The sequence below is a fragment of the Conyzicola sp. genome (assembly GCF_046714715.1).
Classification (GTDB): domain Bacteria; phylum Actinomycetota; class Actinomycetes; order Actinomycetales; family Microbacteriaceae; genus Conyzicola.
Map to the genome: position 1 here is coordinate 1 of NZ_JBKKAD010000094.1, position 15,193 is coordinate 15,193.

9 protein-coding genes and 1 pseudogene are annotated in these 15,193 nt (G+C 69.6%); 4 read left to right on the top strand and 6 right to left on the bottom strand.

The features are described 5' to 3' along the window. Positions 1 to 343 (top strand): annotated as a pseudogene (locus ACLQ6X_RS07415) (hypothetical protein); the annotation flags it as partial. Positions 344 to 361: 18 nt separating this feature from the next. Here ACLQ6X_RS07415 and ACLQ6X_RS07420 read toward each other — a convergent pair. From ACLQ6X_RS07420 to ACLQ6X_RS07435, 4 genes are all read right to left on the bottom strand, one after another. Next, on the bottom strand, positions 362 to 1,450 hold the full coding sequence (locus ACLQ6X_RS07420) for an SDR family oxidoreductase (protein ID WP_411699534.1): 1,089 nt from the start codon (positions 1,448 to 1,450) through the stop codon (positions 362 to 364). A gap of 65 nt (positions 1,451 to 1,515) precedes the next feature. Next, positions 1,516 to 5,901, bottom strand: a complete 4,386-nt coding sequence (locus ACLQ6X_RS07425; RefSeq protein WP_411699535.1) for a hypothetical protein — start codon at positions 5,899 to 5,901, stop codon at positions 1,516 to 1,518. 10 nt (positions 5,902 to 5,911) lie between these two features. Continuing rightward, positions 5,912 to 9,862 (bottom strand): hypothetical protein, encoded by a 3,951-nt coding sequence (locus ACLQ6X_RS07430; protein ID WP_411699536.1) that lies wholly within the window; start codon positions 9,860 to 9,862, stop codon positions 5,912 to 5,914. Between the two features lie 185 nt (positions 9,863 to 10,047). Beyond that, positions 10,048 to 10,644 carry an HhH-GPD-type base excision DNA repair protein gene (locus ACLQ6X_RS07435; protein WP_411699537.1) on the bottom strand — a complete coding sequence of 199 codons (597 nt, stop codon included), beginning with the start codon at positions 10,642 to 10,644 and terminating at the stop codon, positions 10,048 to 10,050. A gap of 81 nt (positions 10,645 to 10,725) precedes the next feature. Between ACLQ6X_RS07435 and ACLQ6X_RS07440 the strand changes: the two genes are divergently transcribed. After that, positions 10,726 to 11,154, top strand: a complete 429-nt coding sequence (locus tag ACLQ6X_RS07440) for a DUF1801 domain-containing protein (protein WP_411699538.1) — start codon at positions 10,726 to 10,728, stop codon at positions 11,152 to 11,154. Between the two features lie 5 nt (positions 11,155 to 11,159). On the opposite strand, the gene ACLQ6X_RS07445 is transcribed toward ACLQ6X_RS07440, so the two are convergent. Further along, positions 11,160 to 11,903 carry an SDR family oxidoreductase gene (locus ACLQ6X_RS07445; protein ID WP_411699539.1) on the bottom strand — a complete coding sequence of 248 codons (744 nt, stop codon included), beginning with the start codon at positions 11,901 to 11,903 and terminating at the stop codon, positions 11,160 to 11,162. A 101-nt stretch (positions 11,904 to 12,004) separates the two neighbouring features. On the opposite strand from ACLQ6X_RS07445, the gene ACLQ6X_RS07450 reads away from it, so the two are divergent. Continuing rightward, positions 12,005 to 12,847: a helix-turn-helix transcriptional regulator gene (locus ACLQ6X_RS07450; protein ID WP_411699540.1), complete on the top strand. Its 843-nt coding sequence runs from the start codon at positions 12,005 to 12,007 to the stop codon at positions 12,845 to 12,847. 26 nt (positions 12,848 to 12,873) lie between these two features. Here ACLQ6X_RS07450 and ACLQ6X_RS07455 read toward each other — a convergent pair whose 3' ends face one another. Next, positions 12,874 to 13,197, bottom strand: coding sequence for a hypothetical protein (locus ACLQ6X_RS07455; protein WP_411699541.1), 324 nt, complete (start codon positions 13,195 to 13,197; stop codon positions 12,874 to 12,876). 155 nt (positions 13,198 to 13,352) lie between these two features. Here ACLQ6X_RS07455 and ACLQ6X_RS07460 point away from each other — a divergent pair, with 155 nt between their 5' ends. Beyond that, positions 13,353 to 15,131, top strand: coding sequence for a GMC oxidoreductase (locus ACLQ6X_RS07460; protein ID WP_411699542.1), 1,779 nt, complete (start codon positions 13,353 to 13,355; stop codon positions 15,129 to 15,131). The last annotated feature ends 62 nt before the right edge of the window (positions 15,132 to 15,193 follow it).

Consider the following 15,193-nt stretch of genomic DNA (forward strand, 5'->3'; position numbering starts at 1 on the left):
CTGCACCGAACACCACAACCTCAAACACCACACCAGAATCGGACTCGCCAAACTCCCCGACGGCACCATGCAATGGACCACCGCCACCGGCAAAACCGTCACCGTCAGACCCACCAACATCCTCGGCGACGACATGCTCCAACGCGGCACCCCAGACCCCAGCACCCCCGGCCGTTGCTCCCCTGGAAGCACCGCGTCACCACCACACCCAGGCGACCCACCCGGCTCCCGCGAACCACCCGACCCCCGCGAACCGCCCGGCTCCCGCGAGCCACCCGACGACGACCAGCCACCCGTCACCGGATGGAACAACGCCCCCGAACCCGACGCCTACCCGTTCTAACCGGCTTAGCCCTACCCGCTAGACGTTAGGGATCAACCGCTCCGCCCGGTACCGGTCGAAGAGGTCGGTGAACGAGTCGACCGTGCGGTGGTGGGTCGTGAAGCCGGCGATGCGCGACTTGCTGATGTCCGCGACGACCTCGATCTGGCGGCCGAGATCGGCGTCGGTGTGCCACCACGAGGCCAGGCGCGTGAGGTCGGGTTCGGCGAGACGGTGCTCCTGCGCGATGCGCGTCCACGTGTCATCCATGCCCACCATCTGCTGCTCGAGCGGCGCCGGCTCGGCTCCCGGCCCGACCGGCTCGACCCCGAAGTAGGCGGCGATCGCCGGCCACATCGAGCGCCAGCGGAACACGTCGCCGTTGACGACGTTGAACGCCTCGTCGGCGCCCTGCGGGTTCGTCGCGGCCCACACCATCTGGTCGGCGAGGATCGTGGCGTCCGTCATGTCGGTGAGGCCGTTCCACTGCGTCTCGCTGCCCGGGAAGACGAAGGGCAGACCGAGCTCGCGGCAGATCGACGCGTACACGGCGAGGGTGAGCCCCATGTTCATCGCGTTTCCGACGGCGTGACCGATCACCGTGTGCGAGCGGTGCACCGACCAGGTGAAGCCGTTGCGGGCGGCGGCGGCGAAGAGCTCGTCCTCCTGCGCGTAGTAGAAGTTGGGGGCGTCGAGGCGCGGTTCGTCCTCGCGGAACGGCGTCTCGGGAATCGGCCCCTGCCCGTACGACTCGAACGGCCCGAGGTAGTGCTTGAGCCCGGTGACGAGGGCGACGTGCTCCACGGGCGCGTGATCGAGCGCCGCGAGCAGGTCGCGCACCATGCCGCCGTTGACCTCGATGTTTCCCTGCTCGGTCTCTTGGCGCGACCAGGCGGTGAAGAAGACGTGGGTCGGATGTTCCGGGGCGAGCGATTCACGAAGCGCGGCCGCCGAGCGCAGGTCGGTCGGAATCCAGCGCACCCCGTCGCGCTCCCGGCCGGGGCGCCGTGCGAGCGCCAGCACCTGCCACCCTTCCGCCACGAGCTGGTCGGTCAGAGCGGAGCCGCCGATACCTGTCGCGCCGACCACGAGGGCTGTGTGGGAAGTGTTCTCTTCTGTAATAGTCATCGTGTGCCGCAACTGTCCCGGCGTCGGGTTCATTCCCCTGTCGGCCCAATACGGTGAGCAATAAGTCAGGGCAGCAGCAGTTCGTCGGCGTATACGAGCCGTCTCGCCCGCGGTGTGACAACGAGCGCGACGCCGAGAATTCCGGACAGGTCCGCCTCGTGCAGCTCGTACTCCGCGATTCGCACACGCAACGCGTCGCCGGGCTCTCGGGCAGGCACAGCGACAGCGCCCGCCCACTCCACGTCGGAGTAGTTGCCCCTCTTCACCGCCCCGAGCCCGAGCCGCACCGGCAGTGCGACCGGGTCGCCCACCCGCTCCCAGTCGAGGTCGGAGGTCGCCCCCGCGGGCAGGCGCTCGATCAGGGCCTCGACCACCCGGGAAGCCCGCACCTCGCTGGCAACGTTGCTCATCGCAATCGCGTGGGCGGGCACGCCCACCGGACCGCGCAGCGTCACCGCCATCGCGCCGGAATCCGGGGCGAGCACGTAGCTCGCCTCGCGCCGCGGAAGCAACTGAGCGAAGTCGGTCTTAACGGTGGGCGAGATGTGTGCTCCGGCCACCGAGTGCGGCTGGTACCGCGCCAGCCGCAACTGCACGAGCGGCGTGTAGGCGGCGCCGGCATCGATCTGGATGTCGCAGAACCAGAGCCTGCGGTCGGCGTCGAACTGCGGCTGGTGTCCGACGACGGTGGCGGACTGCCCCGGCACTTCGGCGAGCGAGACGCTCGAGCCGACCGCGCTGCGCAGCGGGAACTGGTGGGTGAACGGCCCCGAGGGCAGCGGAGCTCCGTCGAATACCGGGTCGGCTCCCCACACCGAGCAGAAACACCGGCCGTCGGCGTCCGTCGATCCGAAGATGCCGAGGAAATCGTCGAGCAGCCCCGTGGTGGCCGTGAGCTGGTTCGTTCGCACCAGGTCGGTATCCGACAGCCGCGCGGCCTCGACGGCGGAGTCTGCGGCGACGAGGAACTTCTCCGTGTCGGTGCGTGCCCTCGGGCGTGCGGCCCTCGGTTCGCGCGCGACGTCGGCCGCGACATCCAAAATGTGCTGTGCCAACCGCGTGCTCGCGGGCCGTCCCTGCGTGAGAGCGATGCCGGATGCCTCGAGCGCCCGTTGCGCCCAGCCGTCGGCGAGCGCGCGGTCGTCGACGCTGCCGAGCACTCCGCGGTCGACGTCGACCGGCCAGGTCAGCCACGGCTGACGCGCGAGCACGACGCCCAGCAGTTCGTCAGGCCCGCTCGAGAACCACGGGCGCGCCAGATACACCCGCAGTCCGCCGCCGGTACGCACCCGCCGCACGGCCAAGGGCGAGCCGGCGACCTCGAGTACGGACTGCTGCCACTCCCAGGTCGGCACGATGTACTTCACCACGGGCGCGTCGGGCCGCGCACTCGACAGCACGTTCACGCGCAGAGCGGCTCCGGTCGAGGTCACCAGCTCGGGACGCTCGGTGATCGCGGGCGGGAAGTATTCGCGAAACCGTGTCGTCGCCATCGGCATGTAGTCGACGTAGCGGTGGCGGGTGTCGCCGAACTCGTGCCTCGCCTCGTGCCTGGGGCCGAATGGCCCCGCCGCAGGGCCGTTGGTCGGCCAGAGCTGCGCGTCGACCTCGCTCGGCGTGAGACTGAAGTCGGCGACGTGGGCGGTCTTCGCGACACTGCCCGGCTGCGCCGCGCGCACATCGTCGACGGGATCCTCCCATGCCGCGTCGATGTCGATGCGCCCGGTGCTCGCCGCATGATTGTGCACCACGCCGGGCAGGAGCGAGAACGTCGCTCCGGAGGTTCGGTTGGGTGCACTGCCGAGCACGATGGCCGGCGGCTCGAGCGGCTTTTCCACGGCGTGCACGAGGGTCAGCTCGCTGAACGGCGTGATCATCCAGTGCAGACCGCGGCGCACCAGGTCGCGCTGCACGGCGGTAGCCGGCGACGACGCGAACGTCGCCATCAGGTTCCAGACACGCATCAGGTCGGGGTCGCGCCTGGTGCCCTCGTCGTCGAGGAAGGAGCTCAGCCGCACCGTCGTCGCCGCGGCCTTCGGCAGGAAGACGGTCAGCGTCTTGGCGTCGGCATCGAACTCCGGCTCGGCCGTGCCCTCGACGATGCGCACGAGCACCGGCTGACGGTCGAACCACACGCCGGATTCGCCGGGCCAGCGCAACAGCCGCGTCGCGCTGTCGCCGGGCAGGGTCGTGAACGAGACTCCTCTGGCCAACGGGTCGGGCAGGTACGGCAGCGCGAGCTCGCGGGTGTTGTGCACGATGTACTCCCCCTGCGCCAGCTCCTGGCCCTTGGTGCCGTCGAGCGGCGTGGGCGTGCCTGTTGCGCCGATCGCGCGTGCGCCGGGCAGTGTGAGGAAGCTCCCCGACTCGCGCGCGGCCACCGCGAACTGTTCGGCCACCTTCGCCGGGTCGGAGGAGAACGCCCGGTCGAATTCACCGTGCGTCTCGGCCAGCTGCACGCTGCCCGCCGGCGCGGCCAGGTGGCGCTCGTTCGCCTCCCGGTAGACGATGCCCAGATCTCCGGATGCCTCGTGGCCGGTGAGATCACGAACGCGCGGGAGCGCGACGTAGTCGGCCACGGCGACGTCGAGAGTCGACCGGATCACCATGCGCATGAGCGACTCGCCCTCGGTGTACTCGGTCAGCGGAACGACCGCGGGCGAGGGCACCGGTTCCCACCGCTGGTAGCTGCCGTCGAGGTCGCGCTCGTGCGTCTCGTCGAGCTGTTCGCTCGGGATCGACTCCCCCGACAGGTCGACGGCCCGCACGCGCAGCCGATAGCTGCGGCCGAACCGCAGCCGTGGCAGGGATCCGGGCACGGGTGTAAAACGGGCGGCGAGCGGGAAGCCCGAGTCGGCCACGCGCTCCCCGTCCGTGGCGGGGTCTACGGTGGGATCCACCGGTTGCACCTGGTCCACCACCTTCCCCGGCCGTTTCGCGGCGAGCGACCAGCCGTCCCAACCGGCGATCGTCTCGTGCAGGTACTGGTCGGCCGTGGGTGCCGCGTCGGTGCTCGAGGTGGTCGCCGCCTTGAGGTACGCCTCGTCGGGCTTTGGTTGCACTGGCAGGGCTTCGGCGGGCGTCATTGGCGCGACGAGCTCGTACTGTCCGACCCGGCGGTGCAGCGAGAGCCACTCGCCTCCCGCATCGCGGTCCTGAATGTCGATGCGCCAGCCGCGCGTGACGTCCGCGGCGTCGAGGTCGGTCGGCTCGCCGGCGATACGGTCCTGTTCGTGATCGGCCGACCGGTCGAGCTGACGCACGAGGTCTTGTGCGCGGTTTCGGCGGGCGATCAAGATTCCGGCCGAACGCAGCGCCGGCAGGCTCGACGCGTCGGGCGTCATCGAGGGAGCGAAGTTGTTGCGCTCCCCGCTCTCCCGCAGGTCGCGGTCGGTGCGCTGTAGCGTGCCCAACAGCGAGACGACCTTGAGAGCCGACCCGTCCGGGTCGATCTGCTCCACCAGAAAGCGCCGGGTCTCGTCGACGACCAGGCTGCCGTCAACGACGTCGGGCTGCTCCGTGCGCGATGCCGGAGCCCAGAACCGCTCGGTGTGGTGGGTGAGAGCTCGGGGCCGCGCATCCTCGGGTGCGAGCAGCGCCTCGAGCGGGCCGGCGTTCGCGCCGTCGAGCACGCGCAGAGTGGTGCGCTCGAGGATCGACCCGTCGTCCGGAATCCAGAGATCGACCGCGAGCCCCAGATGGCGCAGCAGTTCGGGAAAGTCGGCGCACCGCGCGGCGAAACTGTGGAATTCGGGCGCGACGGGTGCGGGCGCCGGCGCGGTCGCCGTCGCGTGGTCCCACGGGTCGTCGGTACGGTCGTAGAACGCGGTCGCGGCAGCCAACGACACGGCCGCCCGCAGATCAACAGGAACCTCATCGATATCGAGAAAACGTGCCGTGTCGCCGTCGGCCTTCTTCCGCAGCGACCGCAGGAGCTGTTTCACCGCGGCGCGCGAACCCAGCCGGTCTTCCCTCCCTGCGATGTCGAGCGTCAGCGTCTTGACGAGACCGGCGAGAGGACCGCGCGTGATGGCCGGAAACTCGGTCGCGCTCACAGCCGCGATCGACTGGTAGAGGCCCGTCACCGCCTTCGCTACCTCCTCCACCGGGTAGGAGTGCACGACCGAGTTCTCGAAATGTTGGAACGACGCGTCGCCGACCGCTGTCGCGCCGAACAGCCGATCCCAGAGGTCAGGGTCGGGCGCGATCGGATCGTCGAGCGGCCGGGCCTCCATCGCGCCGACACCGTCGACGTCGATGGCCCAGCGCGCATCCGCCAGCGTCTTCGGCCAGTTCGCAAACCCATCGAAGGCGCCCAGCTCGAGCGTCGCTCCGGGAGGAGGCGGGTCGGCCACCGCGAGCTTCGGGGTCACGAATACCGTGACCTTGAGGCGCTCGCCGTCGGGCAGACGCCCGCCGGCGATGGGCGTGAATACCGCGCGCTCGATCATCTCGCTCTCCTCACACGTTCTCGGGCGCGAAGGCACCGCAGTACTCGGCCCACGGATCCCGGGCGGCCCCCAATGCGTCGGTATAGCCGCCCATACAGACCTCGAACGTCGGGTCACCCTTGCTTCCCGCGAACTTCTTCTCGCAGGAGACCGACACCGAGAACGACAGGAAACACACCGAGACTTCGACGCTGATCGACGCCTTGCCCACCGCTTTCGCATTGCCGCTGGCGTCTTCGAGGTAGCTCAGCTCGAGGTACAGCTCGATGCATGCGGAGATGAGCCCGAGCACGTCGACCTCGCCGCGCGCCCGGAAGAAGCCGGTGAGCTGCACGCTCTGCTTATCACCGACGATCTCGAGCTTGAAGTAGATGCCGGCCATTACCGACAGGCTTCCCGAGGCTACGACGAAGCTCATCTCGACCGCCGCGCCGAACTCGAACGACGCCTCGATCATCTTCACGCCCTTCGGCGAGATCGAGATCGCGAAGAAACCGCCGCCCGCGAAAAGCGAGACAGAGAGGCGGAACGGGTCTTCCCTGGTGGCGAAAAAGAACCGGAACTCGAGGGACTCGCCGATGAAGGGTACGGAGAGCTCCGCGCCGAGGTGGATGTTCGTGAGCGCGAACACCCCGACGGCGAGATCGGGGATGGCCAGGTCGAAGCCCGCCTTCAGCCCGCTCGGCTGCACGTCGAGGTAGGGCGGGTCGCTGAACCCGTCGAACGGGATGATGCGCTTCAGCGTTTCGACGAACGCCAGCGGCCCGAGAAACTCGATGCCTGTCTGTTCGTTGAGCTTCACGTTGACGTCGGGCTTGTGACCGGGGCGCACCGAGAACTCCATGACGTCGACCCGGATACCGATGAACTGCGTGCCGCCGAGCAGCAGCAGTCGGAACGGCGGCAGCGAGCACGACACGAGCGCGGTCGGTTCGCCGCTGGCAGTGAGCGGCGCCTGCACCTCGGAGGTGAGCCGCAGCGTCTTGTCGCCCTCCGGGGTGAAGACCGCCGGTGAAATACCGCCGGGCGCCCATTGCTCGAGCATGGTCTCCCATTCGAATGTGGCGCTCACCCGTTCGGGCAGCAGCGAACCCGAATAGAACTGCGAGACGAGCGCCGCGACCGCGGCGATATCGTCCGCGACATCCGCGATTCTCTTTAGTAGCGCGTCCGTGGCCTCGAGCACGGGCCTCGGCAGGGGCAGCGGAGCGCCCGGGGTGCTGAACGCCGTGCGCAGGGTGACCGCCGGCGCGACGATGTCTGTGATGAGCTTCTCGAAATCCTGTTCGGGGTGCGTCGGGCCGGAAAACACCACGATCGCGTTCGCGAGCCGGTCGGCGGCGGCGGCGAGGTCGTCAGCGGCCTGCTGCAGGGCGGCGCTCTGGGTGCCGAGTTGTGTTCGGAACTGCAGGGCGAAACCGCGCGCCTGCGTGATCGCCTGCTGCAGCGCTACGACCGTGTTGACCGTCTGCGTGACGAACTTCGGCAGCGGGCTGCCCGAGGTCGGCAGCAGTTCGGAAAGCGGCAGGATGCCGAAGAGTTTGGCCGAATCGAGGGCGCCGAACATGCTGCCGACATCGAACGACGCGGGATCCGACGCGAGCGTCGCGAGGTCTCCCCCGACCGGACCGAACGAGCGGGCGAGCGCCGTGATGCCGATGTCGGGGCTGACGAAGCCGCCGGATCGGTCGGACTGCGACGAGAAGTCCATGCCCGCGGGCGCCGTGCCGGAGACCGGGTCGCCCGTCGCGTCTGCGATCTGCAGGAACAGGCCGCCCGCGTTCTCGTTCGCGCCGGCAGCGAACGCGTGGTCGCGATAGGCCAGCGCATAGCTGAGGTTCTGCGGAGCCGTCTGGCCGGTAAAGGCACTCATTGCCGGCACGACGGCAGACGCAACGCGCATTTTCGGCAGCACGAAGTTGGTCTTCTTCTCGCCGGTCGAGTCGTCAACGATGGCATCGAACCTGACGGATGCCACGGCGAGCGTCGTGTCGTCGGGATCGGCCGGAGCGGCGAACGCGACCCGCTGCCCGCCGAGCTCGTAGGGCTCGGTCTTGTTGTTCGCCGCGGCGACGGCACTCCTGCTGGCCGTCACCGCTCCGTCGAACACCGTCTTCTCGACGAATACCATCGGTCCCTCGAACTCGACGAGCCGGTTGTCGCTGTCGTTCGCGATCATGCGGAAGCGGAACGGCTCGCCGCCCGAGGCCGGCTGCGGTTGAGCGGGATCGTCGTTCACCGCGATCGAGGGGACGAAGATCTGCCCGTTCGCGCTCGGCACGATCTTCTTCGGTTCGGCGAGGGGCGGTGTCGCCGCGGTCAGGATGCGCACCCAACGGAAGGGCATGGCGTTGTCGTGCTCCGGCACACCGCGACCCAGGAACCTGCGTTCGGGCTGCTTCACCACGACGAAGAGCCGCTGGTACAGCGTGGCGTGGCTGTCGCCCTTCACCCGGCGCTCCGTGATTTTGACCAGGCTCGCGCGGTGTCCGAACGGCAGCAGCACGCCCTGATAGACCACCTTCACGAAATGGTCGCGACCCATCGTCGCCCTGTGCTGCCATTCTTCGATCGACAGGCCCGGGGGCAGCGTTCCCGTGAAGTTGACGGCGCTCGCGAGCCAGCCGCCGAGAGCCGTCAGCATGAGGTTCTCGACGGGCACCGCCTGCGGCGAGAACGAACCGCGCTTCGGGATGCGGTGGTTCGAGGTGAGGTGCACCAGCTGCATCCGGTCACGGTTCGACAGGGAGGCGCGGAAGGGCAGCTGGGTTTCGAACGGGATCGCCAGTGGGCCCCGCGCGGGCGCGGTGTCGGCCGTGAAATCCCGCGCCCACACCGCCCGAACGGTGCGCGACGGCGAGGGCACGTCGACCTGCCGCGCGATCTCCGCGGCGTCCTGATCCGCCGATGCGGTTCCGGCGGCACGCGTGCCCAGACGGGTGTGCCACAGTTCGACCCGGCCGTCGTGCTGCACCTCGTCGAGAGCGTGCGTGAACGCGCCGCCCGCGTGCGGGCTGAGCTGCAGCCGCCACGGCAGCTCGATCGCCGTTTCCACCGAGGTCGGTTCACGCGGCACCGGCGGCCGCGTGTCGGGAAGGAAGATCGGCCCGATCTCGATGCCCGCCGCGACATCCTCCGCCACCGCGGACACCGCCGACGCGGCACCGAAGCGGAGTTCCAGCTCCGAGGCGGTGCGTTGCAGCCGCGCCATGCGCGCGACGTCGTTGAGAGCGACGGCAGATGTCGCGTTCTGCGCCAACGCCCGCCGCAGACTCGCGGCGGTCGCCGGCGCTTCGGGTGCCCTGTCTCCGGCCAGCTGGGTGAGCCGTCGGCGCGCACTGCTGCCGAGCGCGGTCATCCGTTTGGTCACGGCAGTGAGCGCGCCGACATCGTCGGCGAGCTGGGAGAAGTCGACGAACCGCGCCTGTCCTTCGGCGTGCGGGGCGACGCTCAGCGGCAGGGTTCGCATCGCGTCGAGAAGGCCCGCCCGCGTATACGGGATGCGCTGAGTGGTCACCGTGTATGCGATGCGGCTCGGGCCGGAGAGTCTCGCGGCCACCGGGTAGCTCGGCACCTCACCGGGCTGGTCTCTCGTGGGGACTCCCGGCCCGGGCTTCGCGAACTTGTCCGGATCGCCGCCCGGGTCGAAATACGCCCTCTCGACGAGGTGCTGCGGGCCGAACACGGCCACGAGGTGGGCGGCACGGGATTTCACCGTGCGCGCCAGCACCCTCACCCCTGCCGCGTCGTCGACGAGCTCGAGATTCACGAACCGAAACTCGACCCGCACGTGGTCGACAGTGCGCCACACCGTGACCCGGGTGAGCGACTCGACCGCCGACCTGATCGGTTCGAGCAGCGGTTGCCCCACCTCGAGGTCGGGTATCGGCAGTACCGCGGATATCTGCGGCGCGAAGATCCTGTCGAACGCGGCGGAGAACTGGGGATCGACGGGCGCCATGGCTGCTCCTGCCCACTAACGCCGAGCGCGCGAAAAGGGGCGCGCCGGCGCGACGAGACACTCAAGAGGGGGTGCGGCGTCGCTGGATGGTACGGCGATACGGGTGCGACGTCATGTGTGCCGGTAGCGGTTCTCCGGCTTCGGACGCGCTCACCCTACTCCCGGCGTTCCTACGGCATCTAGCCCTATTTTTCGGCGTTCTTCGCGGCCGCCTTCGCCGCCTTCTTGAACTCGCGCACCTTGGTGAGCGATCCCGGGTCGACGATGTCGGCCACCGAACGGTACGAGCCCTCGGTTCCGTAGTCGCCCGCGGACTCGCGCCATCCGTCGGCCTTCAGTCCGTACTGTTTGCCCAGCAGGGCGAGAAAGATCTTGGCCTTCTGCTCGCCGAAGCCCGGCAGCGCCTTGAGCCGCTTGAGGATCTCGGCACCGTCGGGCTCGGCGCCGTCGGGTGTGGCATCGGTCCAGATCGCGGATGCCTCGGCTCCCCAGTTCTCGACGATGGCGGCGCACAGCGCCTGTACGCGGCCCGCCATCGAACCGGGGTAGCGGTGGATCGACGGGGTGATGCGGAAGACGGCCTCGAGCTCGTCGGCGTCGTAGTCGGCGATCTTCTTCGGGTCCAGGGTTCCGATGCGGTCGAGCAGCTTGGCCGGTCCCGCGAACGCGGTCTCCATGGGAACCTGCTGGTCGAGCAGCATGCCGATGAGCAGGGCGAGCGGACTGTCGGACAGCAGGGCGTCAGCGTCGGCGTCGTCGGTGATGTGCAGCGTCGGAGTCATCTGTCGATCGTGCCACGGGAGCGCGGCGACCCGGTAGCGGGGGTGCCGGTGTTCTAGGGCCCACGGGCTATCGTGGGGGTCATGATCCCCAATGACGGCGACGTACGAGCATTCATCGACCAGATCGAGAGCCCGGTGCGCAAACGCGATGCCGAGACGCTCCTGCAGCTGATGGGCCGTGTCACGGGCGAGGAGCCCCGCATGTGGGGCCCGACCATCGTCGGCTTCGGCGAATACCACTACGTCTACGCCAGCGGACGCGAGGGCGACGCGGGCGCCGCCGGATTCTCGCCGCGCAAAGCCGCGATGACCGTCTACCTGCCCGACGGCACGGCCAAGTACGAAGACGAACTCGGGAGTCTGGGCGACCACACGACGGGCGTCGTCTGCCTGTACATCAAGAATCTCGAGCGGGTCGACCTCGCCGTGCTCGAGCGGGTCGTCGCTAAGTCGTACGCGACCGCCTCGGCGAGCGGCTTCGGGCAGGTCGGGGCGGACGGCGGCGAGTAGCCGCGCTAGCCCGCAGGGTTGATCGCGGCGACCGTCGCCTCGTAGCGCCCCTCCACCTCGGCGAACCGCAGGAACTTCACGGTCTCGACGAGGATCTCGGTGGCATCCGGCTGGGACTCGAGAAGCGCCATGACCTCGTCGACGAAGACGTCCAACGGCATGAAGTGCTCGTTCACCGAATTGCCGGCCATCAGTTCGGTCTGCACGGCGGGCGGCACGAGCTCGACGACCCGCACGCTCGTGTCCGCGAGCTGCAGACGGATGGACTCGCTGTACTGGTGGATGAACGCCTTGGTTGCGTTGTACGTCGGAGTGAACGCCAGCGGGGTGTGCGCCAGTCCCGACGAGACGGTCATGAGGGTCGCGTCGGGCCGGGTCTGCAGGTGCCCGATGAACGCGGCGACGAGGCGTAGCGGGCCGTTGATGTTCGTGTCGACGATGCGCTCGGCCGTGCGCAGGAAATCGCCACGCACGTCTTCGGCGTCCATGACGCCGGCCATGGCGACGAGCACGTTGAGGTCGGGGTGCTCGGCGAGCACGCGGTCGCGGGCGGCGAGAACGGATGCGGCGTCGGTGGTGTCGATGGTGACGGTGCCGAGACCGTGTTCGGTCGCGAGCTCCTCGAGCAGGGCGGCGCGGCGGCCGCCGACCACGACGGTGTTGCCCGCGGTCTGCAGCCTCAGGGCGAGAGCCAGGCCGATGCCCGAGGTCGCGCCGGGAATGAAGATGGTGTTTCCGGTGATGTTCATGACTCGAGTGTGGGTGGCCACGGGCGAGCACGGGAGAGGAGCCCTTGTCGTAGGACTGCCGATCCCTGCCGGGCGGCACGTGCGTGACGGATGATGGTGGCATGGACCGTGCCGCCCTCGCCGACTTTCTCCGATCCCGCCGTGCCGGGCTGCGCCCCGAAGACGTGGGCCTCCCAGAGGGCGCGCGGCGTCTCGTGCCGGGCCTACGCCGCGAGGAGGTCGCCGCTCTCGCCGGAATGTCGACCGACTACTACGTGCGTCTCGAGCAGTCCCGCGGCCCGCAGCCGTCCGAGCAGATGCTGTCGGCGCTCGCGCGGGCGCTGCGGCTGACCAGCGACGAGCGCGACTACCTCTACCGGCTCGCCGACCACAACGCACCCCCGCGAACACCGCTCGACACGCATGTCGCCCCCGCCCTGCTGCGCGTGTTCGACCGCCTCGAGGAGACACCCGCCTTCGTGCTCTCCAGCCTCGGCGAGACCCTCGCGCAGAACCGTCTGGGAGCCGCGTTGCTCGGCGACCACTCCCGCTTCACCGGTCTCGCGCGCAGCGGCGTCTACCGGTGGTTCACCGACCCGTCGGAGCGGGAGGTCTACCCCGTCGACGACCGCGCCACGCAGGGCCGCCTGCAGGTGGCCGGCCTCCGCGCCGCGTTCGGGGCCGCGGGGCCGCGATCGCGGGCAGGCACCCTGGTTCGGGAGCTGCGCAAGGTGAGCGCCGAGTTCGCGGAGGTCTGGGAGTTGCAGGATGTCGCGACGCGATTCAGCGATCACAAGACGCTCATCCACCCGGAGCTCGGGCGCATCGAACTCGACTGCCAGGCGCTGTTCACCGAGGACCAGGGTCAGACGCTGCTCGTGCTCACCGCCGCCCCGCGCAGCGAGGCCGCCGAGAAGCTGGCGCTGCTCGGCGTGGTCGGTCAGCAGCGGTTCGCGCACAACTGATTTCGCGCACAACGGGCACCGCGTTTCTACCCGAGATCGGTATCCCACGAGGGGTTCGTGCCGACGATCGTCGCGCCGGGCAGCAGCGCCACGATGATCGCGAGGTCCGCCTCCCCCGTGTTCCGCGGCGCACCGAACGACTCGGCGTGGATCTCGCCGTGGGGCTGCATCGTGAGAATGAACTGCTTGCCCGCCGGCTCCTCGAAGACGAGCCGCACGCTGTCGTCGTGATGGCGTTCGACGCCGCGGCCGAGGCCGACCTCGATCGCGCGGGCCTTCGCCACGCCCACGGTGTGCGGCAGCGGGTCGGTCGTGGTGAGGAGTACTTCGATGCCCATAGCGGTGTCCATTGAATCATCCGGATGCCTGCGGGGCATAGAGATGCGCGAGGCGGTGTCGAATAGATCGTCGGAGGGGGTGCGCGGCACGGTTCCTTCGTGCCAAGCTGCCGAGGCACGGGGCGTCTGCGGGTGCCTCTCACCGTCACTCCCGAAGGCGAGCATCAATGTCGATCATCACCACGCCCCCGAACGACCACGAGACGTTCGACTGTTGCGTCGTCGGCGCCGGCCCGGTCGGACTCACCGTCGCCCTCGAGGCGGCGAGCGCCGGGCAGCGGGTTCTGCTGCTGGACGCGGGCACTGCCACCGCGAAGGACGACAGCGCCGCCCTGGCCGCTCGACCTCCGTCTCACGTGGTCGATCCGGCCACGCACGCCCCGATGGAACAGGCGACCCGGCGCGGTCTGGGCGGCGCGTCGTGGTTGTGGGGCGGCCGGTGTGTTCAGTTCGAACCCGTCGACTTCGAGCCGCGCGCGCACATCGCCGATAGCGGGTGGCCGCTGACCTACGCCGACGTGGCGCCCTGGCAGGCCGCCGCGGCGACCTATCTCGACTGCGGGGTGCCGACCTTCCGCAGCGACGCCGGCGACTGGTCCGGTCTGGGCGAGGTCGAAGTGTCGCAGCTCGAGCGCTGGGCACGCCAGCCGAAGCTCGCCGCGCGGCTCGGCACCTGGGCGACCGAGCACCCCGGCATCTCGGTTCTGTGTGAGGCGACCGTCACCGATATCACGTTCGACGACGACGACGTCGACGGCGCGGGCACCCGCGTCACGCGCCTCCGCGTCGGCCACGAGGGGCGCACGGTCGAGGTTCGGGCCCGCAACTACGTGCTCGCGTGCGGCGGGCTGGAGACCACCCGGTTGCTGCTGAGTGTGCAGCGTCGGCTGCCGCCCCTGTTCGGCGGCACGGGCGGCCCGCTGGGGCGGTACTACATGGGGCATCTGCAGGGCAGCATCGCCACCCTGCAACTGACCGACGCCGCCGACATCCGGGATCTGGACCTGGGACTCGACGAGCACAACGTCTATGTGCGCCGTCGGTTCTCGTTCTCCGCGCGGGCCCAGCGCGAGCGTGGGCTGCTGAACACGAGTTTCCACGTGGACAACCCGCCCTTCTACGAGCCCGGCCATCACAGCTCGACCCTGTCGCTCGTCTTCCTCGCCCTCTCGACGGCGCCGATCGGACGCCGGATACTCGCCGAGGGCATCCGCCTGCGGCACATCGGGCCGGAACCGCGCCAGTACGCCCCGCACCTCAGGAACGTCGCCCGGCGCCCGTTCCACGCGGCGGCCGACGTCGTGCAGATCCTGCGCAAGCGCTATCTCTCCCCCGTGCGCAAACCGGGCTTCGTGCTGCGCAACACGGGCGGCACCTACGGGCTGCACTATCACGGCGAGCAGGTGCCCAATCCGGATTCGAGGGTCACCCTGAACGATTCGACCGGCGCGGACGGGCAGCCGGGGCTGGACATCGACTTCCGCTATTCGCAGCAGGATGTCGACTCGGTGATCGCGGCACACGAGCATCTCGACGAGCGCCTCCGGGCGTCGGGCCGGGGCCGGCTGGTGTACCTCGAGGCCGAGGAAGAGCGGGGGGCGTCGGTGCGGGCGCAGGCCTCGGACGGCTTCCACCACATCGGCACCACCAGGATGAGCGCCGATCCGGCTGACGGCGTGGTCGACAGCGACTGCCGCGTTCACGGCGTCGACAACCTCTTCGTGGCCTCGAGCAGCGTCTTCCGAACCTCCGGGGAGGCGAACCCGACGTTCCTCGCCGCGTGCCTCGCGGTGCGGCTGGCCCGGCACCTCGCTGCGGCCGCAGCGCGGGAACTCGAGGCGAACAGTCAGGCGTCGCCGGCTACGTCGGTCGACAGCGGACCGCTGGCGACGCTGCGCACCATCGAGCTGCCGCCCGAAGAGGAGCGGAAGGGCTTCCGCGTCTAGCGGTACACCTAGCCGGCGGGGGGCGGGGGGGGGCGGGGGGCGCGCGGGGGGGGCGGGGGCGC

Coding starts and splice junctions, on each gene's coding strand:
- ACLQ6X_RS07420 (WP_411699534.1), bottom strand. CDS start 1,450: ATGACTATTACAGAAGAGAACACTTCCCACACAGCCCTCGTGGTCGGC.
- ACLQ6X_RS07425 (WP_411699535.1), bottom strand. CDS start 5,901: ATGATCGAGCGCGCGGTATTCACGCCCATCGCCGGCGGGCGTCTGCCC.
- ACLQ6X_RS07430 (WP_411699536.1), bottom strand. CDS start 9,862: ATGGCGCCCGTCGATCCCCAGTTCTCCGCCGCGTTCGACAGGATCTTC.
- ACLQ6X_RS07435 (WP_411699537.1), bottom strand. CDS start 10,644: ATGACTCCGACGCTGCACATCACCGACGACGCCGACGCTGACGCCCTG.
- ACLQ6X_RS07440 (WP_411699538.1), top strand. CDS start 10,726: ATGATCCCCAATGACGGCGACGTACGAGCATTCATCGACCAGATCGAG.
- ACLQ6X_RS07445 (WP_411699539.1), bottom strand. CDS start 11,903: ATGAACATCACCGGAAACACCATCTTCATTCCCGGCGCGACCTCGGGC.
- ACLQ6X_RS07450 (WP_411699540.1), top strand. CDS start 12,005: ATGGACCGTGCCGCCCTCGCCGACTTTCTCCGATCCCGCCGTGCCGGG.
- ACLQ6X_RS07455 (WP_411699541.1), bottom strand. CDS start 13,197: ATGGACACCGCTATGGGCATCGAAGTACTCCTCACCACGACCGACCCG.
- ACLQ6X_RS07460 (WP_411699542.1), top strand. CDS start 13,353: ATGTCGATCATCACCACGCCCCCGAACGACCACGAGACGTTCGACTGT.